This window comes from Hominimerdicola intestinalis (assembly GCF_054655215.1).
Window position 1 is genome coordinate 1 of sequence record NZ_BAAHNZ010000010.1, and the last position, 25755, is coordinate 25755.

Annotated in this window: 23 protein-coding genes; 21 read left to right on the plus strand and 2 right to left on the minus strand. The window is 39.9% G+C overall.

Features of this window, described 5'->3' with window-relative positions:
• The 6 genes from ACYQ0H_RS09180 to gatB form a co-directional block, all read left to right on the plus strand.
• Nucleotides 1-792: DNA repair protein RecN (locus ACYQ0H_RS09180; protein ID WP_459812554.1), on the plus strand; the 792-nt coding region annotated here is incomplete at its 5' end.
• A 75-nt stretch (nt 793-867) separates the two neighbouring features.
• Nucleotides 868-2847, plus strand: coding sequence for an NAD-dependent DNA ligase LigA (gene ligA, locus ACYQ0H_RS09185; protein ID WP_459812555.1), 1980 nt, complete (start codon nt 868-870; stop codon nt 2845-2847).
• 5 nt (nt 2848-2852) lie between these two features.
• Complete coding sequence (locus tag ACYQ0H_RS09190; protein ID WP_459812556.1) at nt 2853-3407, plus strand: hypothetical protein; 555 nt, start codon at nt 2853-2855, stop codon at nt 3405-3407.
• Between the two features lie 68 nt (nt 3408-3475).
• Nucleotides 3476-3745 carry an Asp-tRNA(Asn)/Glu-tRNA(Gln) amidotransferase subunit GatC gene (gene gatC, locus ACYQ0H_RS09195; protein WP_459812557.1) on the plus strand — a complete coding sequence of 90 codons (270 nt, stop codon included), beginning with the start codon at nt 3476-3478 and terminating at the stop codon, nt 3743-3745.
• Between the two features lie 12 nt (nt 3746-3757).
• Nucleotides 3758-5215, plus strand: coding sequence for an Asp-tRNA(Asn)/Glu-tRNA(Gln) amidotransferase subunit GatA (gatA, locus tag ACYQ0H_RS09200; protein ID WP_459812558.1), 1458 nt, complete (start codon nt 3758-3760; stop codon nt 5213-5215).
• 18 nt (nt 5216-5233) lie between these two features.
• Entirely contained in the window at nt 5234-6676 is a 1443-nt protein-coding gene (gene gatB / locus ACYQ0H_RS09205) for an Asp-tRNA(Asn)/Glu-tRNA(Gln) amidotransferase subunit GatB (RefSeq protein WP_459812559.1), read from the plus strand.
• A 43-nt stretch (nt 6677-6719) separates the two neighbouring features.
• Here gatB and ACYQ0H_RS09210 read toward each other — a convergent pair whose 3' ends face one another.
• Both ACYQ0H_RS09210 and rlmD read right to left on the minus strand, forming a co-directional pair.
• Complete coding sequence (locus ACYQ0H_RS09210; protein ID WP_459812560.1) at nt 6720-7880, minus strand: GGDEF domain-containing protein; 1161 nt, start codon at nt 7878-7880, stop codon at nt 6720-6722.
• A 177-nt stretch (nt 7881-8057) separates the two neighbouring features.
• On the minus strand, nt 8058-9236 hold the full coding sequence (gene rlmD, locus ACYQ0H_RS09215) for a 23S rRNA (uracil(1939)-C(5))-methyltransferase RlmD (protein WP_459812561.1): 1179 nt from the start codon (nt 9234-9236) through the stop codon (nt 8058-8060).
• Nucleotides 9237-9471: 235 nt separating this feature from the next.
• Between rlmD and ACYQ0H_RS09220 the strand changes: the two genes are divergently transcribed.
• The 15 genes from ACYQ0H_RS09220 (at nt 9472) to ACYQ0H_RS09290 (ending at nt 25753) form a co-directional block, all read left to right on the plus strand.
• Nucleotides 9472-9933, plus strand: a complete 462-nt coding sequence (locus ACYQ0H_RS09220; RefSeq protein ID WP_459812562.1) for a GtrA family protein — start codon at nt 9472-9474, stop codon at nt 9931-9933.
• 19 nt (nt 9934-9952) lie between these two features.
• Nucleotides 9953-11515, plus strand: coding sequence for an NAD(P)/FAD-dependent oxidoreductase (locus tag ACYQ0H_RS09225; RefSeq protein WP_459812563.1), 1563 nt, complete (start codon nt 9953-9955; stop codon nt 11513-11515).
• An 11-nt stretch (nt 11516-11526) separates the two neighbouring features.
• Nucleotides 11527-13236 carry an ArnT family glycosyltransferase gene (locus tag ACYQ0H_RS09230; RefSeq protein ID WP_459812564.1) on the plus strand — a complete coding sequence of 570 codons (1710 nt, stop codon included), beginning with the start codon at nt 11527-11529 and terminating at the stop codon, nt 13234-13236.
• A 187-nt stretch (nt 13237-13423) separates the two neighbouring features.
• Complete coding sequence (miaB, locus tag ACYQ0H_RS09235) at nt 13424-14821, plus strand: tRNA (N6-isopentenyl adenosine(37)-C2)-methylthiotransferase MiaB (RefSeq protein ID WP_459812565.1); 1398 nt, start codon at nt 13424-13426, stop codon at nt 14819-14821.
• A gap of 26 nt (nt 14822-14847) precedes the next feature.
• A complete protein-coding gene (locus ACYQ0H_RS09240) occupies nt 14848-15258 on the plus strand; it encodes a YlbF/YmcA family competence regulator (RefSeq protein ID WP_459812566.1) in 411 nt (136 codons plus the stop codon).
• A 33-nt stretch (nt 15259-15291) separates the two neighbouring features.
• A complete protein-coding gene (gene mutS, locus ACYQ0H_RS09245; RefSeq protein ID WP_459812567.1) occupies nt 15292-17907 on the plus strand; it encodes a DNA mismatch repair protein MutS in 2616 nt (871 codons plus the stop codon).
• 22 nt (nt 17908-17929) lie between these two features.
• Complete coding sequence (locus ACYQ0H_RS09250) at nt 17930-18520, plus strand: nitroreductase family protein (RefSeq protein WP_459812568.1); 591 nt, start codon at nt 17930-17932, stop codon at nt 18518-18520.
• A gap of 38 nt (nt 18521-18558) precedes the next feature.
• On the plus strand, nt 18559-20586 hold the full coding sequence (mutL, locus tag ACYQ0H_RS09255; RefSeq protein ID WP_459812569.1) for a DNA mismatch repair endonuclease MutL: 2028 nt from the start codon (nt 18559-18561) through the stop codon (nt 20584-20586).
• 35 nt (nt 20587-20621) lie between these two features.
• Complete coding sequence (gene miaA, locus ACYQ0H_RS09260) at nt 20622-21563, plus strand: tRNA (adenosine(37)-N6)-dimethylallyltransferase MiaA (RefSeq protein ID WP_459812570.1); 942 nt, start codon at nt 20622-20624, stop codon at nt 21561-21563.
• 53 nt (nt 21564-21616) lie between these two features.
• Nucleotides 21617-21862 (plus strand): RNA chaperone Hfq, encoded by a 246-nt coding sequence (hfq, locus tag ACYQ0H_RS09265; protein ID WP_459812571.1) that lies wholly within the window; start codon nt 21617-21619, stop codon nt 21860-21862.
• 13 nt (nt 21863-21875) lie between these two features.
• Nucleotides 21876-23099: a biotin/lipoyl attachment domain-containing protein gene (locus ACYQ0H_RS09270; protein ID WP_459812572.1), complete on the plus strand. Its 1224-nt coding sequence runs from the start codon at nt 21876-21878 to the stop codon at nt 23097-23099.
• On the plus strand, nt 23071-23784 hold the full coding sequence (locus ACYQ0H_RS09275) for a YggS family pyridoxal phosphate-dependent enzyme (RefSeq protein ID WP_459812573.1): 714 nt from the start codon (nt 23071-23073) through the stop codon (nt 23782-23784). The genes ACYQ0H_RS09270 and ACYQ0H_RS09275 overlap by 29 nt, the downstream gene beginning before the upstream one ends.
• Nucleotides 23785-23788: 4 nt before the next feature.
• Nucleotides 23789-24214: a cell division protein SepF gene (locus tag ACYQ0H_RS09280; RefSeq protein WP_459812574.1), complete on the plus strand. Its 426-nt coding sequence runs from the start codon at nt 23789-23791 to the stop codon at nt 24212-24214.
• Between the two features lies 1 nt (nt 24215).
• Nucleotides 24216-24998 carry a YlmH family RNA-binding protein gene (locus ACYQ0H_RS09285; RefSeq protein WP_459812575.1) on the plus strand — a complete coding sequence of 261 codons (783 nt, stop codon included), beginning with the start codon at nt 24216-24218 and terminating at the stop codon, nt 24996-24998.
• Between the two features lie 11 nt (nt 24999-25009).
• On the plus strand, nt 25010-25753 hold the full coding sequence (locus ACYQ0H_RS09290) for a DivIVA domain-containing protein (protein ID WP_459812576.1): 744 nt from the start codon (nt 25010-25012) through the stop codon (nt 25751-25753).
• Nucleotides 25754-25755: the final 2 nt, after the last annotated feature.

Genomic DNA, 25755 nt, shown 5'->3' on the forward strand with positions numbered 1-25755 from the left:
CTGGATATAGATCCTAAAAGATATGATTTTCTTAATCAGCGCAACGACGAGCTTAGGAAAATAAAAAAGAAGTACGGCCCGGAGCTTGAGGATGTACTTAAAACGCTTGACGTTTCAAGAGAAGAGCTAGATTCTTTGTTAGGCGAAGAAAATAACCTGACTGTTTTATTCGCAAAACAGAAGGAATTGCTTGCCGAGGCAACAAAAAAGGCTAAAAAGCTTTCAGAGTACAGAAGAAAAGCTGCGGAAAGATTTGTAGCTGAGGTTACGGGAGAACTTGAATTTCTGAATATGCCTAAAGTAAAGCTTGTTGTGGATCAGAAAAACGGCAAGCTTACTGTAAACGGAATGGATACGATAGAATTTTTAATTTCGGCGAATGTGGGAGAAGAACCTAAGCCTATTGCAAAAATAGCTTCCGGCGGAGAGCTTTCCAGGATAATGCTGGCTTTAAAAAATGTAATAGCTGATAAGGACAGTATAGAAACTCTTATATTTGATGAAATAGATACCGGAGTAAGCGGACGTGCGGCTCAGAAAATTGGCTTGAAGCTCAATCAGATCTCAAAAATACGTCAGGTTTTGTGCGTTACTCATCTTTCACAAATAGCTGTAATGGCTGATAATCATCTTCTTATAGAAAAAGGAGTTTGCGGCGAAAGAACCGTAACAACCGTTAAAAGGCTTGATTTTGAACAGAGAAAGTATGAAATTGCAAGAATACTGGGAGGGGATAATATTACACCGCTAACTCTTGAAAATGCCGAGGAGTTATTGCGAAGTGTTAAATAGAACATAAACTGCTTGTATTTTATCATTATTTATGGTATAATAATTATATTATTTTTAATTACGGAATGGTGATATATGGAATTTGAAGCTGCAAAATCTAGGATAGAGGAGTTGGTTGAACTTCTTAACTACCATAGCAGACTTTATTATGTTGAAAACCGAAATGAAATATCGGATTATGAATATGATTCACTTCAGAACGAGCTTAAAAAGCTTGAAGCTGAATACCCGGCTTTGATAAGGAATGATTCACCTACTCAGCGTGTCGGCGGAGAAGCCTTGTCTGTTTTTGAAAAGGTTGAGCATATTGTTCAAATGGGGTCTATTCAGGATGTATTTTCTTTCCCTGAGGTTGAACAGTTTATAAATACCGTAAAGCAATCGGTAGAAAATCCGCGTTTTGTTGTTGAACCGAAAATAGACGGTCTTTCAGTTTCTCTTGAATATCATGACGGAGAATTTGCTGTAGGTTCAACAAGAGGCGACGGTTTTATCGGGGAAAATATTACTCAAAATCTTAAAACTGTTATGTCGGTGCCGATGAGCATTCCCGAAAAGCTTCCGCTTCTTGAGGTCAGAGGCGAGGTTTATATGCCGAGAAATGTTTTCCTTGAGCTTGTGAAACAGCAGGAAGATAACGATGAGCAGCCTTTTAAAAATCCACGCAATGCAGCGGCAGGTTCTTTAAGGCAAAAAGATCCGAAGGTTACTGCTAAAAGAAAGCTTGATATATTCTGCTTTAATATACAGCGTGCAGAGGGCATTGAACTGACCTCTCATAAGCAGTCGCTAGATTATATAAAGTCCCTCGGTTTTAAAACGGTTCCGAATTATCAATTGACCGAAACTTTTGAAGAAATTAGGAAATGTATTGAAGAAATAGGTGAAAAACGTTTCAGTCTGCCTTTTGATATCGATGGAGTAGTAATCAAGGTCGACAGCTTTGCACAGCGTGAAATACTTGGCTCGACTTCAAAAACTCCGAAATGGTCGGTGGCCTATAAGTTTCCACCGGAGGAGAAGCAGACAGAGCTGCTGGATATTGAGCTTAACGTAGGTAGAACAGGAGCAATTACTCCTGTTGCGGTATTCGAGCCTATATTTCTTGCGGGAACGAGCGTATCAAGAGCTTCGCTGCATAATCAGGATTTTATCAATGAAAAGAATGTATCTGTCGGCGATATAATTACAGTACGCAAGGCGGGAGATATTATTCCCGAGGTCGTATGCGTATATGAGAAGAAATCTGAGAGCAGCTTTAAATATCCTGAGGTTTGTCCCGTCTGCGGAACTCCGGTAGTCAGATCTGACGAAGAAGCGGCGGTAAGATGTCCGAACGTAGACTGTCCGGCACAGATTTTCAGAAGTATCGTTCATTTTGCTTCTAAAGGTGCAATGAATATTGACGGTCTGGGTCCTGCGATTGTTGACGCTCTACTGAGATCCGGTCTTATAAAGTCCGTAGCTGATTTATACAGGCTTACGGTTACTGAGCTGATGGATCTTGAAAACTTTAAGGAAAAATCGGCAAACAATCTTATAAATGCAATCGAAAAATCTAAAGGTAATTCACTTGACCGCCTTATATTCGGTCTAGGAATCAGAAATATAGGACAGGCAAGCGCCAAGCTGCTTTGCGCTAAGTTTGGAGATCTTGATAATATCATGTCAGCGTCTGCGGAGGAAATAGCCGAAATAGACGGCTTCGGCGAAGTAATGGCAGAAAGCGTTGTCAGAGAGCTGAATGAGCCTCACATGATAAGTCTTATAAAGCGCTTAAAGGAATACGGCGTCAATACTGCCTTTGAAAAGATACAAATCGACAACCGTTTCGAGGGCATGACTTTTGTTCTGACCGGAACGCTTCCTACCCTTAAAAGAAACGACGCTAAAGCTCTGATAGAAAAATACGGCGGAAAAGCAAGCGGTTCGGTTTCCAAAAAGACAAGCTATGTGCTTGCCGGAGAAGAGGCGGGCAGTAAGCTTACCAAGGCTCAGGAGCTGGGAGTGAAAATAATAACAGAGGAAGAGTTTTTTAAAATGATAGGGGAGTGACAAATTTGGAACCTGTATTTATTGTTGATACAACTATAAGCGAGGAAAATTACCGAAAGGGTTTAAAGGCTGCTATTTCGCCCGGTATTCCATGGTTTATTGTTCTTCTTTGTAACATTTATTTTTTAGTTGATTCAGTGTATGATATGTATTGGTTTATATATTGGTATTTCGTATATGATTATGTAGATAAAGAACAGACTGTTTTGAGTGCCGTGTTTATTTTATCATTTGCTTATTTGCTCTATGTGCTTTTAACTGCAAATAGAAAACGAATTGACAAGTCTATTCAAAATCTTATGATAAACACCGGAGTAACATATCTTCATCATGAAATAAGTTTTATGGAGCAGGAGATACTTTTTAAGAACTTAGTGAATAACGAAGAAATCCATATTCCTTATTCGTATATATACAGAACTAAAAAGACCGACGATATGCTTATATTGAAGATTAAGCCGGAATCGGCGGTATATATGATGCTGAGTGATATTTCTGATTATCAGGCGCTAAGGGCATTTTTACTTTATAAATGTCCGCGCGTCAAGGGAAATTTTTAAGCTAAAAAATATCGGTATGTATAATGTACCGAATTATATAATAAGATTACTTTTTGGAGGAAGCATAAATGAACATTGACATTAAGCATATCGCCAAGCTTGCCCGTCTAAAAATTGAGGACGATCAGCTTGAAAAGTTTGAAAGTGAAATGCAGAATATCGTCAATATGGTGGAAAATCTGCCGGACATTGACGATGAACTGGTGCTCGATGAAAAAAATCCTATGATTTTAAGAAAAGACAAGGCTGTTACAGACAAGTATACAAGACAGGAGCTTATGGCTAACGCTCCGCAGGTTAAAGCAGGCTGTCTGGTTGTACCTAAAACTGTTGAATAAGGAGTGTTATAATTGGAACTTTTTGAAAAAAGCGCATATGAGCTTTATCAGATGATGGAAAACAAGGAAGTCAGCTCTGTTGAAATCACAAGATCTGTATTTGAAAGGATCAAGGCTGTTGAATCAAAGGTTGACGCATATGTTACGCTTGATGAAGAAAACGCTTTGAGAACTGCGGAGAAAATTGATAATAAAAGAGCACAGGGCGAAAGGCTTTCACAGCTTGCAGGTATTCCTATAGGCATCAAGGATAATATTTCAACTAAAGGTCTGAAAACTACCTGTTCTTCAAAAATGCTGGAAAACTATGTTCCGCCGTTTAACGCTTCCGTTATGGATAAGGTTTACAGCGCCGGAATGGTAGTTACAGGGAAGCTCAATATGGACGAATTTGCAATGGGTTCTTCAACTGAGAATTCATACTTTAAGCCTACGCATAATCCTCATGATACGGAGAGGATACCCGGAGGTTCATCCGGAGGTTCTGCCGCAGCTGTTGCAGCCTGTGAAGCTGTCGTTTCTTTAGGCTCGGATACGGGAGGTTCTATACGTCAGCCAGCGTCTTACTGCGGAGTTGTAGGGTTAAAGCCTACTTACGGTTCGGTTTCTCGATTCGGTCTTATAGCGTTTGCTTCTTCTCTTGATCAGATCGGACCAATAGGTAAAACGGTAAGAGATGTAGCAATGCTTCAGTCTGTAATAAACGGACATGATAAAATGGACGCTACTTCTGTATACAGAGAGTATACGGATCTTGCCGCTTCACTTGAAGTCAATGTAAAGGGTCTTAAGATCGGTCTGCCAAAGGAGTATTTCGGAGAGGGAATTGACAGTGAGGTCAAGGAGAAGATCTTGTCTGCTGTTAAAACTCTTGAAGCTAACGGCGCAGTTATAAAAGAAATTTCACTGCCATCCACAGACTATGCGCTTTCTTCATATTACATTATTTCATCTGCCGAAGCTTCATCAAACCTTGCCAGATTTGACGGCGTAAGATACGGTTACCGTGCTGAAAATTATGACGGTCTGGTTGATATGTATGAAAAAACCCGTTCCGAAGGCTTTGGCGACGAGGTTAAGAGGAGAATTATGCTGGGTACATTCGTACTTAGCTCAGGCTTCTATGACGCTTATTATAAAAAAGCAAAGCTGCTTCAAAGAAGAATATCCGCAGAGTTTTCCGAAGCGTTTTCGGATATTGATGTAATTGCAGCGCCTACAGTTCCTACTACTGCGTTTAAAATCGGTGAAAATACTGACGATCCATTGAAAATGTATGCTACCGATATATGTACAGTTACTGCCAATATCTCAGGACTGCCTGCTATTTCCGTACCTTGCGGCATGGACGGTAGGAATCTGCCGATAGGACTCCAGCTAATAGGTGATAAGTTTACCGAGCAGAAGCTGCTGAATACGGCATTTGCATATGAACAGCTTACCGGCGGATTTGCAATGCCGAAGCTTTAAGGAAAGGAGTCTTGTAAAATGATAAAAGGCTATGAGGTTGTTATCGGTCTTGAAACTCATGCTGAGCTTAATACCGATTCTAAAATATACTGTGACTGCAAAAATCAGTTTGGTCTTGAAGTTAATTCGCAGGTGTGTCCGATTTGTATGGGTATGCCAGGAACATTGCCTACTCTTAATGAAAAAGTGGTAGATTATGCTATCAAAATGGGGCACGCTCTTAATTGTACAATTAACAGAGTATGCAAGCAGGACAGAAAGAATTATTTCTATCCTGACCTGCCTAAGGCTTATCAGATCTCTCAGGCAGAAGTTCCGCTGTGTGAAAACGGATATGTTGATATTCTGGTTGACGGAGAAGAACGAAGAATAGGAATAACTCGTATCCACATAGAGGAGGACGCAGGCAAACTGCTTCACTCAGAAAAATTCGACGGCTGTTCGCTGGTCGATCTTAACCGCTGCGGCGTTCCGCTTATTGAGATCGTTTCCGAGCCTGATATGAGAAGTTCTGCTGAGGCGAAAGCTTATCTTGAAACTCTGAAATCGATTCTTCAGTATCTTGATATATGTGACTGTAAAATGGAGCAGGGTTCTATCAGATGCGATGTCAATGTTTCTGTACACAAGCCAGGAGAACCGTTTGGAACACGTTCTGAGATGAAAAACGTCAACAGCTTTTCCGCCGCAGTTAGAGGAATTGATTATGAAGTAAACAGGCAGATCGAAATACTTGAAAACGGCGGAACGATAGAACAGGAAACACGCCGCTGGGACGATGCAAAGGGCATAAGCGTTTCAATGCGGTCAAAGGAGGATGCTCAGGATTACAGATATTTTCCCGAGCCAGATCTTCTTACTATCGTAGTTGAGCAGGAAAGGGTCAATAAGCTTAAAGAAGAGGTACCTGAGCTTCCTAATGCTAAGCTTCTGAGATATGTAAAGGATTTTGGGCTTTCTCAGAAGGACGCAGCATTTATTGCTGAATCTGTTGAGCTGGCTTCGCTTTTTGATTCCTGTATGGCAAAAGGCAAGTATCAGGCTAAAGCGTATACTACATGGCTTCTCGGCGACTTTATCAAATACCTGAACGACAGCGGAAAAACAGTCTCTGAAACAAAGCTAAATGCCGACAATCTTACAGAGCTGGCAGGGCTTATAGAAAACAAAACTATTTCAAATGCCGGCGGAAAGAAGATATTTTCCGTTATTCTGGAGCAGGATAAAAAGGTCAGTGAGCTTGTTGATGAGCTTGGTCTTGCGCAGGTTTCTGATACATCTGCGCTTGAGGCTATTGCTGATGAAGTTCTTGCAAATAACGAGAAATCTATTGCTGACTATAGGAACGGTAAAACTAATGCGCTTGGCTATCTTGTAGGACAGTGTATGAAAGCTTCTAAGGGAAAAGCCAACCCGGGTATGTTGAAGGAAATTATAATCGGAAAATTGAATAAAATATAATAAGAAAATCTCCGGTTATTAAAACTGCCGGAGATTTTCTCTTTTAAAGATCGTTATGAAACGCTTTTTTACTTTTGTACATTTCCTTATCTGCACGGACACATAGATCTCTGAGATCAGAATCGATTTGCGGATCATAGATTGCAAATCCAACTGAAAGTGACAGCTTGATGTCTGGATCAGGAATTATTGATTTTGAATTCTCTGTTATACTGTCCTGAAGCTTAAGGGTCAAAGTTTGAAGGATATCTTTATCTGTATTAGTTATTACTGCGGTAAATTCATCTCCCCCGACTCTGTAAACCTTGCCTTGCTTTCCGACTATTCTTTCAAATGTCTGAGCTGCCGCTTTTATATATGTATCTCCTGCGTTATGTCCCAACTTATCGTTAACTGTTTTTAGATTATTCAAGTCAGCTTCGATTATACCTATTCTTACTTTGCTTCTAATGCTTTCGAGATTGTTTAAATCCGTATGAAATGCATTGCTGTTTCTCAGATCGGTAAGAAAATCCGTATTCGCAGAATCCTTATAGGAGGGATTGGAAATTTTCCTGAATATTATTACAGCACATAAGGTAGAAGCAAGACAGGTAAAAATAATTACCGCAGGCAGCAGCTGCTTCAGTCTTAAATAAGTTGAATATTGGTGCGACGCTTCAAATTCAATTCCCAGAACCCCGGCTACTTCACCTTTGTCGTGTATCGGAAAGTATGCTATAAAAATCTCTCCCCAATCAGTGCTCTTTATCTCGTCCGGCAGAACAACGCTGTCTTTTAAAGCCCGCTCCATATCAGGGCATATTTCTTCCTCGATTTTATCTCCCGGGAAGCGAAAGTCTTCGGCGTCGTATTCCAGTCCGTCAATAATATATATAAGCTTTCCGGTATCGGTTTTCTTTGCTGTGTAAAGATACCTGACATTTGTGCTGTTTTTTATGTTTGTGAGTATTTCCTTGCCTTTAAGATAATTTTCGTTCTTCATATCAGATTTGGAGTTAATTGTCTGAAAAGTGGATTTATCAAGCATATCATCAAGATATGTATAGATCGCATTTACTCGATCCTGAAGACTTTTTATCATATCATGATAAGTAAGACGGTAAGCGATAAGATATATGCATACGCTGCAAAAAACCGTTGTCAAAATGATCAATATCGAAACTTGAACATCGACCCGCCTGATCTTTCTTTTAATTTTCATGATTTTATCCTCTTAGAATTAATTATTGTTTCTCATGATCAATTTATTTAATTATAACTTGCAGATATAAATAAATAAACTATAATTCTGCTTTAAATGTAAATGCAGATAAAACTTTTTGACATAAGAATAACATATTAAACTTTAAAGTAAATACAACAAATTACTGTCAACGGCTTATTTATTGTACCTTACAAGCTTTACTGCACATTCAATTCCCGTCGTGTGAGGAAACATATCTACAGGCTGGATCTTTTCAGACTTATATCCAAGACTTTTCAATATTTTCAGATCACGTTCCAAGGTTTCGATCTTGCATGATATGTAAACAATTCTTTCCGGCGCAAGCTCGGCAAGGCTTTTAAGAAATTTAATATTGCTTCCGGCTCGCGGGGGATCCATCATAACTACACTGACAGAGCGCTTATCTTGAGCCAGCTTCTGCATAAATTTTCCTGCATCGCAGCTGTAAAATTCGGCGTTGCTTATATTATTCAGCTTAGCGTTAGCTTCCGCGTCCAGACAAGAATACTTATTCAGTTCAGCACCTATGACCTGCATAGCTCTGGAAGCACAAAGCAGACCGATAGTACCTGTTCCGCAATATGCGTCAATAGCAATGTCATTTTTGGAAAGCTCTGCAAACTCAACAGCCGTGCTGTAAAGCTTCCGGGTCTGTTCATAATTTACCTGATAAAATGACGACGGTGAGATCCTGAATTTCAGCCCGTTTATAATATCCGTTATATAACCTTTTCCATATAAAATATTCTGCCTATCCCCCAAAGTAAGCGGCATTGGATCGGTGCAAATATTCTGTACGATGGTTGTTATTTCAGGATGTTTTTCAAGCAGTGCTTTTGTAAAGTTGTTTTTTGAAGGAAGAATAGGTCCATTTGTTACAATGCATACCATCAGCTCGTCTGTTCCTTTAGCGTATCTTGCGAGTACATGGCGGATATTCCCATTTCCCGAAGCATTATTATACGGTGAGATTTTAAACGGCTTCATCAGTGCTTTAATAGTTTGAATAACAGCTGTGCAATGTTTATCTTCCAACATACAATCGTCTACAGCTGTCATGCTTCCAGAACCTGACTGATAGACTCCTGAAATGATCTGTTTGTGCTGATTATAGCGGAATACAGTCTGGACCTTATTTCTGTAATTATACGGGTGCTCCATAGCTATTATAGGCTGTACTATACAGAACTTTGAAAGCATTCTTTCAGCCTTGTTTTGTTTCCATTCCAGCTGCTTTTCATACGGCATATCTAGCTGACATCCGCCGCAGCGCTTAAAGCATTTACAGCGGCGTTGTCCGGTATTCTTATCAATGACAATTTTCTTATTCATTTTAACAACTCCTGTTATAATAATAACATTATCAGAACAATTTGTCAATTTAAATATAATTAACTTACATCTGCAACCATTCTGATAGATACGGCGTTTTTATTATAAAAGAGTATTTTTTAAATTGAAATATTCATAATTGAATAATGATTAAATTGAAAACAGTTGACAAATAGTACAAAATGAACTATAATTATAAGAAGAATTTTTATTAAAATAGATAGAAGGAACAAAAATGGATCTTAAAAAACTATTTACGGGGGATACCGATAATACTTTTATACAGTTTTTTCGTTACTGCTTTGTTGGCGGCTTTGCTTTTGTAATTGACGCAGGAACGCTTGTGATTTTCAAAGAAGTGTTTAAGCTGAATACCAACATTGCCGCTGCAATAAGTTTCGTTCTGGGTCTTACGGTAAATTATGTTCTAAGCACCTGCTGGATATTTAAAAACTCCAAAATAAAGAACCGCTTTGCGGAATTTATAGCGTTTGCAGTTATAGGAGTTATAGGACTCTTAATGAATGTTGCAATAATATGGTTCTTTGAGGATCTTTTGGGACCTAAACAGCCTTTCGGAAGTTTGATCCCGCAGAATAAGTATTATATTATCGGAAAGCTTGTTTCTACGATAATAGTTTTTATATGGAACTTCTGTGCAAGAAAGTTCATAATATTTGATAAAAATAAAGGATAGAGTGAAAGGATATGATAAAATGAAGAACGTTGTTATTATCGGAGCAGGTCCTGCCGGACTAACTGCCGCAGTAGAGCTGCTTAAAGACAAAGATGAATATAACGTTACAATACTTGAAGGATCAGATGTGATCGGAGGTATTTCACAGACCGTCAGATATAACGGAAACAGAATGGATATAGGAGGTCACAGGTTTTTTTCTAAATCTGAAGAAGTGATGAACTGGTGGAGCAGTCTTATGCCAGTTCAGGGAGCAGATGCTTTTGACGATAAGGTACTTGGAAGAGAAAAGCCTCTTGAAAAGGGAGGACCTGATCCGGAAAAAGACGATGTTGTAATGCTGGTAAGGGATAGAGTTTCAAGAATATATTACAATAAGCACTTTTTTGATTATCCTATTTCTATGAAACCTGAAACTATTAAAAATATGGGTTTTGCAACCACTGTAAAGGCCGGTTTCAGTTATCTTAAATCATGCGTATTTAAAAAGCCTGAAACAAATCTTGAGAATTTTTATATAAATCGGTTCGGCAAAGTTCTTTACAGTATGTTTTTTGAGGGTTATACCGAAAAGCTGTGGGGACGACATCCGAGTGAGATCTCCGCTGATTGGGGTGCTCAGCGTGTAAAAGGACTCTCTGTCAGGGCAATTCTTAAGGATATGTTTACAAAGGTATTTGGTAAAAAGAAGGATCCAAAAGAAGTTGAAACCTCCTTAATAGAACAGTTCTGGTATCCCAAGTACGGTCCGGGACAGCTGTGGGAGCTTGCCGCTCAAAAGGTAGAAGAAAACGGCGGCAGGATTCTGATGAACCATTCTGTTGAAAGAATTGTATGTGAAGGCAAAAAAGTTAAGGCTGTTTCCTGCAGAACTCCTGACGGAGACCGCAGCTTTGAGGCTGATATTTTCATATCTACAATGCCTGTTAAGGATCTGGTAATGGATATGGAGGGCGATGAACCGTGTGAAAAGATAAGGAAAATTGCCGAGGGACTTCCTTACCGTGATTTTGTGACAGTAGGTCTGCTTGTAAATAAGCTTAATCTTAAAAATCAGACAGGAAGAAAAACATTGGGAGATATAGTTCCTGACTGCTGGATATATGTACAGGACAAGGGCGTAAAGCTTGGAAGAATACAGATATTCAACAACTGGTCTCCCTACCTTGTAAAGGACCCGGAAAATACCGTCTGGATCGGTCTGGAATATTTCTGTGCTGAGGGTGACGATTTCTGGAATATGTCTGATGAACAGTGTGTAGCCTTTGCGGAGGGCGAGCTGGTAAAGATGGGCGTTATAAGCTCAGGAGAGGTTCTGGATTCACACAGAGAGCGTATTAAAAAAGCGTACCCTGCATATTTTGATACCTATAAGCACTTTGATCGGATGATAAGTTTCCTAAATAAATATGAAAATCTTTTCTGTATCGGAAGAAACGGTCAGCACAGGTATAATAATATGGATCATTCTATGCTTACGGCTATTTACGCCGCGCGCAGCATTAAAAACGGAAATGCGGATAAAAGCGATATTTGGAACGTAAATACGGAAAAGGAATATCACGAACAGAAAAGTGAGTAGGCGGCTGTTTTATGACTATTAAGATCAATAAACTCAATAAGATCTATGAATGTATAGGAGCGCACCCGTTTTTATTTTCGTTTTTTATTTGTATGCTTCTTACGCCTTTCTGCTTCGGTGCTGAGTCTAATATTACCGGTGGTTCCGTATTTTTAGCGAGCGTATTGTTTGCGGCTTTTATACTGTTTGCGATCTACCGTCTTTATACATCAGGAAAGCTGAACAAGTCTGCGGCTTTGCTTTTTGCATCGGGCCTGATACTTTTGGATATAACTTTAACTGAATATTTCGGCAGGCAGGAATCGAAGGCGGTCTGGATTTTTATTTCAGGAGCAGTAATTCTTATTCTGTTTAAAATGTTTGTTCAGGTCGGTAAAAATGGAATTGAAAAGCTCAATTGCTTTTATATAATTTCAGGGAGCTTTATGCTCAAGTTTTTCTATGTTCTTGTAACGTCCTGCTATACGCGTCAGAACGATGTTCATAAGTTCGGAGGCAGTATCGGTCACGCTGCATATATCGAGTATTTTCTGGACAACCGTAAGCTTCCGGATTTTGATGTGCGTGACGTATGGCAGTTTTATCATCCGCCTCTGCACCATTCCATAAGTGCAGCATGGATAAACTTTTTGCAGAACTGCTGCGGAGTGGATTATAATTTTGCAAGAGAATCCCTCCAGATGCTGACGCTTTTCTATTCTACTGCCTGTGTGATCTTAGTTTATAAGATCCTACGTCACTTTAAATTTAAAGGAGCGGCGCTTTATATACCTTTAGCCGTTTTCGCATTTCATCCTTCTTATATCCTTATGTCGGGAAGTATCAATAATGATATGCTTTCAGTGCTTTTTATTCTGTCTGCTGTTCTTAATACTCTGAAATGGCGTGAAGCACCTGAAATTCGGAATATTCTGAAAATTGCCCTTTCGGTCGGATTGGGAATGATGACAAAGCTTTCCGCAGCACTGGTTGCTCCGGCAATAGCATTTGTTTTCCTTGCGGCGCTTTTTAGAAATAGAAACAGGTTAAAAAACCTTATAGCTCAATATGCTGTTTTCGGAGCTGTATGCTGTCCTCTGGGATTATGGTGGGGGATAAGGAACTATATCAGATTCAAAGTGCCGATTACCTATGTGCCGGAGCTTGGATCAAATTCATCTCAGTATATCGGAGCTATACCGTTTTTCAAACGCCTTACAGATTTTTCGCCTGTGCAGTTTAAAAACGTTTTTGAACAGTGGCAGTCACAGGGTTCTTATAACGAGTACAATCCGACTATAGCTTTCCTTAAAAACTCTCTGTTCGGTGAGGGTATCAGTGAATCAAGCTTCAACAGCGGGTTGTTATTTATCCCCAATATCTTCTTTTGGATAGGTACGATCCTGGCATCTGCGTCGTTTATACTGATGATAGTATACACATGCAGAAAAAGTGCAGTATTAAAATGGGATATTAAGGCTTTCTTTCTTATTTTTTATATTGTTATGATGTTTAATTTCTATAACTTCTGCTATCGGTATCCCCATACCTGTACTCAGAATTTCAGATATATAATACCTACAGTCATGATCGGCTGCGTATATATAGGAATACTGCTTAAAGAAAGCTGTGACCAGCCTGGTAATAAGATCCTTGGAGCGGCTTCAAAATGTGTATCTGCCGTTTCGATTGCATTTGTAACGCTGTCTTGTTTAACTTATTATTTCATATGCGCAGGTTAAGATAATAACTGACGATCCTTGCAGTCATTTCAGCTGCAAGGATTTTTTTGCATAGATGTATTTAAAGTAAAATTAATGTTCTTTATAATGTTGACAAAAGCAAAAAAAGAAGTTATAATTATATAGAATGTATAGCTGTGCCGTAATGCATACTATATATTGAATTACTGCTGAAATGAGGGCTTTGATGAACGCTTCGGAAAAATCCGTGTATAATGCTGCCGAAATAAAAAAATCACTTCTGGATATTTCAGAACAATATAAACTGCGCAGCGGCCATTATCCATTGGCTCTGATACATTCCTACGGCTGTCAGCAGAATGTAAGCGACGGTGAAAAGCTTAAAGGAAAGCTTTCTCAGATCGGCTATGAATTTACCGACTCGCCGAAGGAAGCTCAGCTTATTATTTACAATACCTGCGCCGTACGTGAAAATGCAGAGGACAGAGTTTTCGGAAACCTCGGCGATTTAAAGCATTTAAAGGAAGAAAATCCTGAGCTGATTATAGGTGTCTGCGGCTGTATGGCTCAGCAGCAGCATATAGCTGATAAGATCAGGAATACCTATAAACAGGTTGATCTGGTTTTTGGAACTTTCGCATACAACGATTTATATAAAATGCTTTATGAAGTAATCAGCTCTCACAGACGAATATTCAACCTTTCAGAAAACCATACTGATATAGATGAGGATTTTATTCAGCTGAGAGATGATAAAATCAGGGCTTTTGTTCCTATAATGTACGGCTGCAATAACTTTTGCACCTACTGCATAGTCCCATATGTCAGAGGACGGGAAAGAAGCAGAAAACCGGAAGCGGTTGTATCTGAAATTGAAAGTCTTGTGCAGGAAGGCTACAAAGAAATAACTCTCCTAGGTCAGAATGTTAATTCGTACAGCTATGGTTTTTCTCAGCTGCTCAGAAAAATAAATTCTGTCAAAGGTGATTTCAGGATACGTTTTATGAGTTCTCATCCTAAGGATGCAACAAACGAGCTTATAGACACTATCCTTGAATGTGATAAGGTCTGCAAGCATCTTCATCTTCCTCTTCAGGCGGGTTCTGACAGGATCCTTAAGCTTATGAACCGCAGATATACGGTTTCGGATTATATGAAGATAATCGGCTACGCAAGAAGTAAGTCTCCGGAGTTCTCGTTTACTACCGATATAATTGTAGGCTTTCCCGGAGAGAGCTACGATGAATTCTGCGAAACCAAGAATATAATAAGACAGGTGAAATATGATAATATCTATTCATTTGTATATTCAAGGCGCTCAGGGACCAAAGCCTCTGAAATGGAGGATAATATCTCCGATAAGCAAAAAGGACTTTGGCTGAGAGAGCTTCTTCTTGAACAAAGGGAAATAAGCTCCGAATGGCTGTCCAGATTTGTCGGCAGGACAGTAACCGTGCTTGCCGAGGGTGAGGGAAGAACAGGGGAAGGTTATCTTACCGGCAAAAGCGACGAGAATATTATAGTAGAATTTAAAGGCAGCAGTGAGCTTATAGGAAAATTCATTCAAGTAAGAATAACAAAGGCTATGAACTGGGCTTTGGAGGGCGAGCTTGTATTTGAATAAATAAATATTTTAAAAGGAGTTTTATTATGAACGTAATTGAAACGGCAAGAGCGCTGGGAGCTGCGCTTCAGGAGGACGAAAGATATAAGAAGTTTAACGAGGCTTCAAAGGCCAACGATAACGATACTGTTATCCAGAACAAGATAGGCGAATTTAATATGCTGAGAATGCAGCTCAATCAGGAGATGCAGAAGCCTGATAAGGACGCTGAAAAAATGACGTCCTTGGATAACGATATCAAAGCGCTGTATGATGAGATCATGGCAATGCCTGTTATGATCGCATACAACGACGCTAAGGACGAGCTTGACGCTTTGCTTTCATCGGTTAATTATATTATTTCCATGGCAGCAAACGGTGAGGATCCTATGACCTGTCCAGAAGAACCTCCTCATAGCTGCGGCGGAAGCTGTTCTACCTGCGGAGGATGTCATTAAGAGCAAAAACGTAAAGATAAGGAGTGAGCTTAGGTGCTTTTAAAAGACGTAGACGTTTCAAAGATTTCTCCTATGATGAGGCAGTATTTTGAAACTAAAATGAAATATAAGAAGCATATTTTGTTTTACCGTCTGGGAGATTTTTATGAAATGTTTTTCGACGACGCTATTATTGCGTCCAGAGAACTTGAGCTTACTTTGACCGGACGCGACTGCGGACTTGAAGAACGTGCACCTATGTGCGGCGTTCCGTATCATGCCTGCGATCTTTATTTAAAGAAGCTGGTTGAGAAAGGCTATATGGTCGCTATCTGTGAGCAGACAGCCGATCCTGCTACTTGCAAGGGTCTTGTTCCGAGAGAGGTAATAAGAGTAGTAACTCCCGGAACGCTTATTGAGAGCAGTATGCTTGACGAGACCTCAAACAATTATATATGCTCCTTCTATGTAAGATCCAAGGAGTGTTCTATGTGCCTTGCCGATATTTCCACCGGCGAGGTGCACTTGTTTGAGTTTTCAGGTAAGGACATGGCAAACGACGCTGTAAACGAGCTTTCACGCTTTTCTCCTGTTGAGATCCTGATAAACGACGCTTTTCTTACGTTTAAGGATATCGGCGATTTTATACGGACACGTCTCAGCGCAGCTGTTCAGCTTCTGGACGAAAATCAGTTTTCTCCTATGCTTCATACCGACGAAGTTCTCAAGCAGTTTTCAGCCGACAGTTTTGAAGTTCTCGGTATAGACGGGGATTCGGCTGCGGCTTTTGCTGTATGCGGTCTTTTCGGCTATATACATGAAACACAGAAGGCTCTTGTCGGACGGTTTTCTCAGATAATCCGTCATGATAAGGATCCTATTATGACGATAGGATTTACTGCAAGAAGGAATCTTGAACTTACCGAAACCCTGAGAAACAAGGAAAAGAAAGGCTCTCTTCTCTGGGTGTTGGATAATACAAAAACCTCTATGGGAAAGCGTATGCTGAAGTCATACCTTGAGCAGCCGCTTATTAATCCTGCAAAAATAATCGAAAGACTTAACGCTGTTGAAGAGCTTTATAATTCTCCGGTTGAGCTAAGTGAAATAACAGAGCTGCTTTCCGGAGTCTACGACCTTGAACGTCTTATGACCAGGGTAATGTATAAAACCGCAAGCCCTAGGGATCTTAAATCTCTTTCTGTAACCGCACTGAAGCTTCCGGGACTTAAATATCTTTTAGACGGTTTTTCTTCAAAGCTGCTGGTTTCACTGAACTCTCAGATATCTACGCTTGAAGCCGTTTCAAACCTCATTGAAAATGCCGTTGTGGACGAGCCTCCTGTCAACGTCAAAGACGGAGGGGTCATCAGAGACGGATTTAACGAGCGTCTTGACGAGCTTAGAGATATTATTTCCGGCGGTAAAGATATTATTGAAAATATAGCTGCCCGCGAACGTGAAAAAACCGGTATTAAGAATCTTAAGATAGGCTATAATCGGGTGTTCGGATATTATATTGAAGTCACAAAATCTTATTATGACCTTATTCCCGAAAGCTACATAAGAAAGCAAACTCTTGCCAACTGTGAAAGATTTATAACTGAAGAGCTGAAGAATGCCGAAAACACGATCCTCGGAGCAAACGATAAGGTAATAAGCCTTGAGCAGGAGATTTTTACAGAGCTTAGGGAGTTTATCGCTACTCAATTAAGACTTGTCCAGGAAACTGCGTCTGCAGTTGCTTCGGTTGATGTTCTCTGCTCCTATGCCGCTGCGGCTGCAAACAATAACTATACTAAGCCTGAAATAGCTATTGACGGAGTAATTGATATAAAGAACGGAAGACATCCTGTTGTAGAGCTTATGCAGAAGGATGAAGTGTTTGTTCCCAACGATACATATCTTGATCTTACCAGTAATCGTACGGCGGTTATTACGGGCCCGAATATGTCGGGAAAATCCACCTATATGAGACAGGTTGCTCTGATAACGCTTATGGCTCAGATAGGCAGTTTTGTTCCTGCTGAATATGCAAAGATCTCCGTTGTGGATCAGATATTCACAAGGATAGGCGCTTCCGACGATCTTACTGCCGGTCAGTCCACATTTATGGTTGAAATGAGCGAGGTTGCCGAAATCGTCAGACACGCAACTAAAAACAGCCTTGTAATTCTCGACGAGGTAGGACGCGGTACCTCTACGTTTGACGGGATAAGTATTGCCAAGTCGGTTCTTGAATATATTACCGCGTCCAAATCCCTTGGCTGCAAAACTCTTTTCGCTACTCATTATCATGAGCTTATAAGTCTTGAAAACGAGCTTGACGGTGTAAAGAATTTTTCTGTTGCGGTAAAACGAAAAGGTGACAGCATTAAATTTCTAAGGAAGATAGTTCAGGGAGGAGCAGACGAAAGCTATGGAATCGAAGTAGCAAAGCTCGCGGGTCTGCCTAATAAAATAATCGACCGCGCAAAAACACTGCTTGATGAGCTTGAAGCGGAGAACCGAAAGGCAAGGCTTGCAGTTGGTCAGGCAGTCTCAGATCAGATTTCGTTTGACAAAATAAGTGACAGTATTGTTACAGATAAGCTGAGAAAGACCAATATAGATGAATTAAATGACGGAGAGCTTAGGGAATTTCTCAGGGATTTGCTTAGGTACGTGTAATTTTTATATAGGAAGGATAGCAATGATCAATTCTATTTACAGCAGGAGAAGCATCCGCAGGTATAAACCTGATGAAGTGCCTGAAAAAATTATTATGGAAATTATCAAAGCAGGTACTTTGGCTCCGTCGGCAAAAAACAGACAGCCGTGGAAGTTTGTAGCTGTTACAGGCGATTCAAAAGCTGATATGCTGAAAGCTATGGAAAAGGGACTTGAAAGGGAAAAAGAAAAGCCTTTGCTGCCAGACAGTACAAATAATTTCAGCGACGCAGAAAACACTTTCAAGATCATGCAGCAAGCACCTTTGATCATTTTTATAATAAACCGTTTCGGAAGCTGTATAGATAAAACTTTGACTCCCGAAGAAAGAGTATATGAGATATGCAACGCCCAGTCTATCGGAGCGGCAATAGAAAATATGTCTTTAGTTGCTGATGATCTGGGTTTGGGAAGTCTTTGGATATGTAACACATATTTTGCATATTACGAGCTATGTGAGTGGCTTCAAACCGATAAAAGCCTATTTGCCGCTCTGGCAGCAGGATATGCAGATGAAAGTCCGCAGCCGCGTCCAAGGCTTAAGATTAACGATATTTTTGAGCGGCGTATATAACAATTATTTAAAACGCAGTCAATAGAAAAGGGATTGATATGTCTGAAATAAAAGTATTGAGCAAAGAGGTTTCCGAGCTTATTGCGGCGGGAGAAGTCATTGACCGGCCTGCTTCTATAATCAAAGAGCTTCTGGAAAACTCGATTGACGCAAATGCGAACGTCATAACTGTTGAAATCAAAAACGGAGGGCGTACCTATATAAGGGTAACCGACAACGGAGCCGGGATCTATGAAGCAGATATAGCAAAGGCTTTTTTAAGACACGCAACCAGCAAAATATCGACCAAAAGCGATCTTAACAGTATTATGACTCTTGGTTTCAGAGGCGAGGCGCTTGCTTCAATAAGCGCAGTATCAAAAGTTGACGTGCTTACAAAACCGATAAGCGAGGAATACGGCTGCCATTATGTAATAGAAGGCGGAGAAGAAAAGCTTAATGAAAAATCAGGCTGTCCTGACGGAACTACTTTTGTAGTAAGGGACATTTTCTATAATGTTCCTGCTAGGCTGAAATTTTTGAAGAAGGATACTTCGGAAGGCAATTATGCCGCAGATTACGTTACAAAACTAGCTTTATCTCATCCTGAAATTTCCTTTAAATTCATAAGAGATAACAAGACCGAACTTCTTACAGCAGGCGACGGAAGGCTGTATTCAAGCGTATATTCGGTTTTCGGCAGAGAATTTGCGTCTTCGCTTATTCCGGTCAATTACAGCTGGAACGGGATTCATGTATATGGATATACCGTAAAACCCTTATATTCAAAATCAAACAGAAGGTTTCAAAACTTTTTTGTAAACGGAAGATATGTAAAATCAAAAGCCTGCTGCCAGGCGCTTGAAGAGGCCTACAGAAACAGTATTATGACGGGTAAGTTTCCTGCCTGCGTTTTATGCATTGAACTGTCGCCCGGTATTATTGACGTAAACGTACATCCTGCAAAAATTGAAGTCCGTTTTTCTGATGAAAAGCTGATACATGAGGCAATTTTCTTTGCGGTAAAGGATTCACTGATGAAGCAGGATAAGCCTATGAAAATGGAGCTTGATAACAAGCGTCGTTATACCGACAGTGAATTGTATCAGCCGCCTGAGAAGCCGCAGGGGATTCAGCTTAAATTTTCCGCTCCAAAGAAAACTTCATCTCCGGTCAGCTCTGATAACAGTAAAAAAGAAACTATTGAGCCGGAAAACATAAATAAACCTGTTACGGTCGTTCCCCCGGCAGACAATTTACCTGTCAAGCCGGATAAAAATACAGACAATGATTTATTTTTATCGTCGCTTGAATCTGACAGGAAATTTTCAGATACGGTATCCGCCTGTGCTGAAATCGGATCTGATATGAACAATAACGATTACGGAGTAGCCGAATATGCTTCTGATAATAGTTTTGCGGAAGAAACTGCTGAATTTAAATACATAACCAAAGATGACCTTGAAAAAAAGAGCAGCGTCAATCCGGAGATATGCGAAGACAGCACAGAAGAGGAAGTAAAGCCTGTTGTTATCGGCGAGCTTTTCAAAACGTACATTGTAGCTCAGGCAGGAAATGAAATGCTGCTGGTAGACAAGCATGCCGCACATGAACGATATATTTTTGAAAAAATAAAAAATGACGCTAATGAGCTTGATATTCAGATGTATCTGGAACCTATAATGGTACTGCTTTCTTATGATGAGTATGACGCATTATCTGCAAATATAGAAAAAACTGCAAAGCTTGGCTTTGACATTGAGCCGGACCTTGCCCCGACTGTAGCAGTAAAAGGAGTTCCGATCATTCTTGGTGATGAAAATCCAACTGAACTGATTTGCGAGCTTGCTAAGAACTTTCTTGCTTATAAGCTTGATCCGCAGCTTCAAATTTTTGATGAGCTTTATCATTCGATTGCCTGCAAAGCCGCTATTAAAGCAAATGACGAATCCAGCGCTGTTGAACTGCAGGCTTTGGTAAATTCCATATACGGACGTGATGATATTAAATACTGTCCTCATGGCAGACCGGTAATGATAAAGCTTTCAAAAAAGGATATTGAAAAGCAGTTTAAAAGAATCGTATAGAAACAGAGGTGATCGGTACGAAAGATAAAATACCTTTGATCGTTATAGCAGGTCCTACTGCTTCAGGAAAAACAAAGCTGGCTGTTGAGGTTTCTAAAATATACGGCGGCGAAGTTATTTCAGCTGATTCTATGCAGGTTTACAAGGGAATGAGCATTGCTACAGCTAAACCCGACATTGAAGAAATGCAGGGGATACCTCATCATCTGCTGGATTTTCTAGAACCTGAAACTCCTTTCAGTGTTGCCGATTATGTCAAGCTTGCCCAGAAAGCTGTCAACGATATTTATTCAAGGGGAAATATACCGGTTTTATGCGGCGGAACAGGCTTATATATAAGCTCGCTTATAAACAATGTAAAATTTGACGATACTTCCGGAAACAGAGAAATAAGAGAACGTCTTGAAAAGGAAGCGGAGCAGAAAGGCAGCCGGGCTTTATGGGAAAGGCTGAGAGAAATTGATGAGGAAACCGCTCTAAAGGTTCATGAAAATAATATACCACGAGTTATCAGGGCTCTCGAGGTATATGAAATTACAGGTATTAAACTCTCTGTTCACAAAGCCAACAGCAGAAGGGAAGAGACGCCGTACAAAAGCTGTATAATAGGAATTGATTTTTCAGACCGGCAGATATTATACGATCGCATTAATCAAAGAGTAGATATAATGATCGAAAAAGGATTGGTGGAAGAAGCACGCGGATTTTATGAAAGCTGTATACCGGCTACCGCCTGTCAGGCTATAGGCTACAAGGAGCTTATACCGTATTTTGAAAATAAATCTGAGCTTTCGGTATGTATCGACAAAATCAAGCAGGAAACCCGTCGTTACGCCAAACGTCAGCTTACCTGGTTTAGACGAGTTGACGGAATTCAATGGGTTATAGCCGATAAAATTGGAGAATATAAAAATTTTCTTGAAAATGTGCAAAATATTATAGCCAAATCAGAAATTATGTGTTATAATAAAAGTTGATATAATGTTTTATCATCATTTGCTGTGTAAAAATACTAAGGAGTGTAATTATTATGAACAAAAATTTAAATCTTCAGGATGTTTTTCTCAATCAGGCAAGAAAAGAAAGACTGGCGGTAACTATTTTTCTTATGAACGGTTATCAGTTCAAGGGAATGGTAAAGGGTTTTGACAGCTATATTGTTATCCTTGACTGCGAGGGCAAGCAGTATGTTGTTTATAAGCATGCTATTTCTACTATTGTTCCGGCTCGTCCTATAAATGTTCTTGACGCGGCAAATCAGCAGGAAGATATTTAAAAGGTGATTTTTAATGAAATCAGTCACTACAAAAATTCTTGTAGGTCTTTTATCGGTTCTGACGCTTACTATGGTCGGAACTCAGATATATTCCAGGCTGAACGATAAGCACGATACAGAAGAAGCAGTCTTGTGCGACATCAACGAAAATATACCATTTCAGGGCATTATCGTAAGGAATGAAAAGGTTATTTCTTATGATAAGACAGGTGTTCTCGATTATCTTTATGCAGACGGAAGCAAGGTGTCGGTAAACAGTCCGATTGCAGAGATTTATTCGTCGGAGGAGGCTGTCGCAGCTAAACATAAGGCAGAAAAGCTTAATAAACAAATTTCCGATCTTGAAAGAGCGCAGAACCCGGGAACTACAAATTATGTTCAGCCGGAAGCTCTGAGATCAAAGATCGACAGCGAGTATAAACAGCTTTTAACGTATACGCAGAATCATGATTTGGCGTCTGCTGTTGAAATTAAAGACGAAATGACTGTTGTAATGAATATTTATAACATTATAACTGATATATCCACGGACTATAATTCCAGAATAAAACAGCTTCAAAGCGCAGCGGCTCAGCTTGAAAGCCAGTCTGGTGTTTCTGATACGGTCAGTGCTCCGGAAACAGGGTATTTTGTTTCCTACTGCGACGGTTTTGAGGACAGGCTTACCGAAGAATCTGTAAGCTCGCTTACTCAGCAGGAAATTGAAAATATTATAAACAACAGCGGTTCAGATAAAGTAAATGCTTCGGATAATGCGATCGGGAAAATGTTTGAAGATTACTCATGCCGTATAACCGGTATCGTTGACAGTGATAAGCGGATAGTCGAGGGCGGTACTCTTCAGATTATGTTCAGTACATCGAATAATGTTTATGACGTTACGGTCGAATCGGTCAGAGCTGCCGAAGAAGAAGGAAAATCCATAATCGTTTTATCCTGTGACAGACTTGATGAAAACCTGGTTCGTTCAAGAGTTCAGTCTGTTGAGCTTATTTTTGAGGAATATCAGGGAATTAAAGTTCCGAGGAAAGCTATACGTTTTAAGGAAGATCAAAAGGGTGTTTATGTAATTCTGGGCAGTGAGATTACTTTTAAAAAAATAGATGTGATCTATGAAGGAAGCGATTTTGTCGTTTCCAAAAATACATCCGATGAAGAATATCTTCTGCTTTACGATCAGATCCTTCTGGAGGTGGTTTCCAATAAAGATGTGTCAGACAGCAGTAAATCCTCCTGAGTTTCAATATATACTTGAAAACTATAAGGAGATATGCTATAACGTAGAAAACGCCAAGGCAAAGTACGGCGGCAGAGATGTCAGGGTAATGGCGGTTACTAAAACAGTTCCTCCTGAAAAGGTCAATTATGCCGTTTCACTTGGAATTGATCTTCTGGGTGAAAACCGCGTTCAGGAATACCTGTCAAAAAAGGACAGCTACTTTAGTTCTGCTCAAGTGCATATGATAGGTCACTTACAGACAAATAAGGTAAAATACATTATTAATGATGTTGATATGATACAGTCTGTAGACAGTTTAAAGCTGGCGTCGGAAATAAACAGACTTGCAGAAAAAAACAATAAAACTATGGATGTACTGATCGAAGTAAATATAGGCGGTGAAGAATCAAAAAGCGGAGTTCACGCAGACGGGCTATACACGCTTATTGAGGAAGTTTCGGCGTTTAAAAACATTTCGGTCAGGGGGCTTATGGCTATACCGCCTATCGGCTCGAACGAGGAGATTTTTGACAGAATGAACGCTCTTTTCTTAGGTGTAAAGGAGAAGGGTTTCGACGGTGTTTCAATGGATATTTTATCTATGGGAATGTCCGGCGATTATGAAACAGCCATCAAGCATGGCTCTAACTTGGTGAGAATCGGAACAAAGCTCTTCGGAGCAAGAAAATATTTGGAGGTTTAGGGTAATGAGCGTTTTACAGGGTTTTAAAAGCATTTTCTTAGGTGAGGACGAGATCGAGCAGGAGGAAGAATATCAGTCGATCTACGAGAATAAAAAGGATTACGGCGAGACTGAGAAAGCTCCTAACCGTGAAGTAAAGATAGCTGCAACAACTACACTGCAGATCGTTTTGGCAAGACCTAACGATTTTTCAGAGGTAAAGTCTATCGGCGATGACATTAATGACCAGAAAACTGTTTTACTTAATTTAGAAACAGTTAAAAGCGAAGACGCAAAACGTATTCTCGATTTTCTTTCGGGAGTTGCTTATGCAAATCAAGCGGATATAAAAATGATGGCGCAGAAAACTTTTGCAATTATGCCTAAAAACGTTGGATTTTCAGGCGTTGATCTGATGAGCGAGCTGGAGAACAACGGTTACAGCTTCTGATATGAAGCCTCTTGACCTATCTTTTCTCGGCAATATAAGCGATGAAGATAAGATTTTGCTGAACAGAACTGCTCAGTGGGCATTTTGCGCTGAAAATAAATATCAGCTGAAATACTCATTTTTTCTTGACGAGCGTCAGGCTAAGCTTTGTGAAACGGTTTTAAAGTCAATTAAATTTGACAGCTGCTGTTTTTACGGAGGCTATGAGGACGCAAAGCGGAAAATCATAGGGTTCTTCCCGCCTTTCAGCGATCCAGATAAAAATGCTTTTCCTATTGTTCCGGTTACCTTTACATACAGGAAAAGCGATAATCTGTCACACAGGGATTTTCTCGGATCATTGATGAGTTTGCGTATATCCAGAGAAACGGTGGGAGATATTATTGTTTCTGAGGGCGAATCAGTTATATTTCTTTATAAAACGATTGCTGAATATGTTCTGCAAAATATGAATAAAATAGGAAGAACCGGCGTTAAATGCAATATCGGATATAACACGGATATAATACCGGTTCAGAAATTTGAAGAGATAAAAGGTACTGCAGCAGCTTTAAGACTTGACTGTATTGTCAGTCTTGCTCTGAGAATTTCGCGTGAAAAAGCTGCTGGGCTTATCAGCACTTCAGGAGCAGAGGTAAATCATTTACATATTACTTCTCCGAGCTTTCAGCTTTCAGAAGGTGATGAGTTTTCCGTAAAAGGCTATGGCAAGTTTATTTTGCTACAAGCCGGAGGGATTACCAAGAAGCAGAGGATTCATATAACACTGACAAAATATGTTTAGGAGGCATTATTATGTTAAAACCGAATAATATAAAAGCTAAGACATTTGAAACGGTCAGAAACGGATACGACCCTGACGATGTTCATGCTTTTCTGGCAGAGGTAGCAAAGGACTATGCGTCAGCTTTGTCATCAAGCGAGGATAATGAAGCGAAAATAATAAAGCTGGTAGAAAAGATAAATGAGTACAGAGCGGATGAGGACGCAATTAAAGACGCAATGATAAACGCTCAGAAGGAAGCCAGCAAAACTATCAGCGACGCAAAGGCTAAAGCCAGAGATATGATCGAATCTGCAAAGACCGAGCAGGTTCGTCTGGCGGAGCAGAGCGCTTCGGAATGTGAGCGCATAATAAGAGAGCATAAGGAAAAATGCGCACAGCTCATTAAAGAAAATACTGAAATAACCGAAAAGAAAATAACTGAGATCAGAGATCAGCTTGAAAAAGAAAAGTCTGAATATGAATCTCTAAAATCTGAAATTACATATTTCAAAGCAAATCTTATTGAGCTTTACAACAAACAGCTTCATTTGATAATGGAGATACCAGAAACAAAGACTGAAGAAGTTATTGAAGAGCCGGTTACTGAGGATCTGCCGGAAGATGCAGCCGATCAAGCTGCAGATGAATCGGAAGAAAAGAATGAAGAAGCTTCAAAAGACGAGAAAATAGAAAAAATACTTAATACAGGTTCTTTTGAGCCGGTTATACCAAAAGAAAATTTCGCCGATCTTAAATTCGGCAAAAATAAGTGATT

Excerpts from the sequence above, each read along its gene's own strand:
- ligA (WP_459812555.1), top strand. The coding sequence starts at position 868 with ATGGAATTTGAAGCTGCAAAATCTAGGATAGAGGAGTTGGTTGAACTT.
- gatC (WP_459812557.1), top strand. The coding sequence starts at position 3,476 with ATGAACATTGACATTAAGCATATCGCCAAGCTTGCCCGTCTAAAAATT.
- gatB (WP_459812559.1), top strand. The coding sequence starts at position 5,234 with ATGATAAAAGGCTATGAGGTTGTTATCGGTCTTGAAACTCATGCTGAG.
- ACYQ0H_RS09210 (WP_459812560.1), bottom strand. The coding sequence starts at position 7,880 with ATGAAAATTAAAAGAAAGATCAGGCGGGTCGATGTTCAAGTTTCGATA.
- rlmD (WP_459812561.1), bottom strand. The coding sequence starts at position 9,236 with ATGAATAAGAAAATTGTCATTGATAAGAATACCGGACAACGCCGCTGT.
- ACYQ0H_RS09220 (WP_459812562.1), top strand. The coding sequence starts at position 9,472 with ATGGATCTTAAAAAACTATTTACGGGGGATACCGATAATACTTTTATA.
- ACYQ0H_RS09225 (WP_459812563.1), top strand. The coding sequence starts at position 9,953 with ATGAAGAACGTTGTTATTATCGGAGCAGGTCCTGCCGGACTAACTGCC.
- ACYQ0H_RS09230 (WP_459812564.1), top strand. The coding sequence starts at position 11,527 with ATGACTATTAAGATCAATAAACTCAATAAGATCTATGAATGTATAGGA.
- miaB (WP_459812565.1), top strand. The coding sequence starts at position 13,424 with ATGAACGCTTCGGAAAAATCCGTGTATAATGCTGCCGAAATAAAAAAA.
- ACYQ0H_RS09240 (WP_459812566.1), top strand. The coding sequence starts at position 14,848 with ATGAACGTAATTGAAACGGCAAGAGCGCTGGGAGCTGCGCTTCAGGAG.
- ACYQ0H_RS09250 (WP_459812568.1), top strand. The coding sequence starts at position 17,930 with ATGATCAATTCTATTTACAGCAGGAGAAGCATCCGCAGGTATAAACCT.
- mutL (WP_459812569.1), top strand. The coding sequence starts at position 18,559 with ATGTCTGAAATAAAAGTATTGAGCAAAGAGGTTTCCGAGCTTATTGCG.
- hfq (WP_459812571.1), top strand. The coding sequence starts at position 21,617 with ATGAACAAAAATTTAAATCTTCAGGATGTTTTTCTCAATCAGGCAAGA.
- ACYQ0H_RS09270 (WP_459812572.1), top strand. The coding sequence starts at position 21,876 with ATGAAATCAGTCACTACAAAAATTCTTGTAGGTCTTTTATCGGTTCTG.
- ACYQ0H_RS09275 (WP_459812573.1), top strand. The coding sequence starts at position 23,071 with ATGTGTCAGACAGCAGTAAATCCTCCTGAGTTTCAATATATACTTGAA.
- ACYQ0H_RS09280 (WP_459812574.1), top strand. The coding sequence starts at position 23,789 with ATGAGCGTTTTACAGGGTTTTAAAAGCATTTTCTTAGGTGAGGACGAG.
- ACYQ0H_RS09285 (WP_459812575.1), top strand. The coding sequence starts at position 24,216 with ATGAAGCCTCTTGACCTATCTTTTCTCGGCAATATAAGCGATGAAGAT.
- ACYQ0H_RS09290 (WP_459812576.1), top strand. The coding sequence starts at position 25,010 with ATGTTAAAACCGAATAATATAAAAGCTAAGACATTTGAAACGGTCAGA.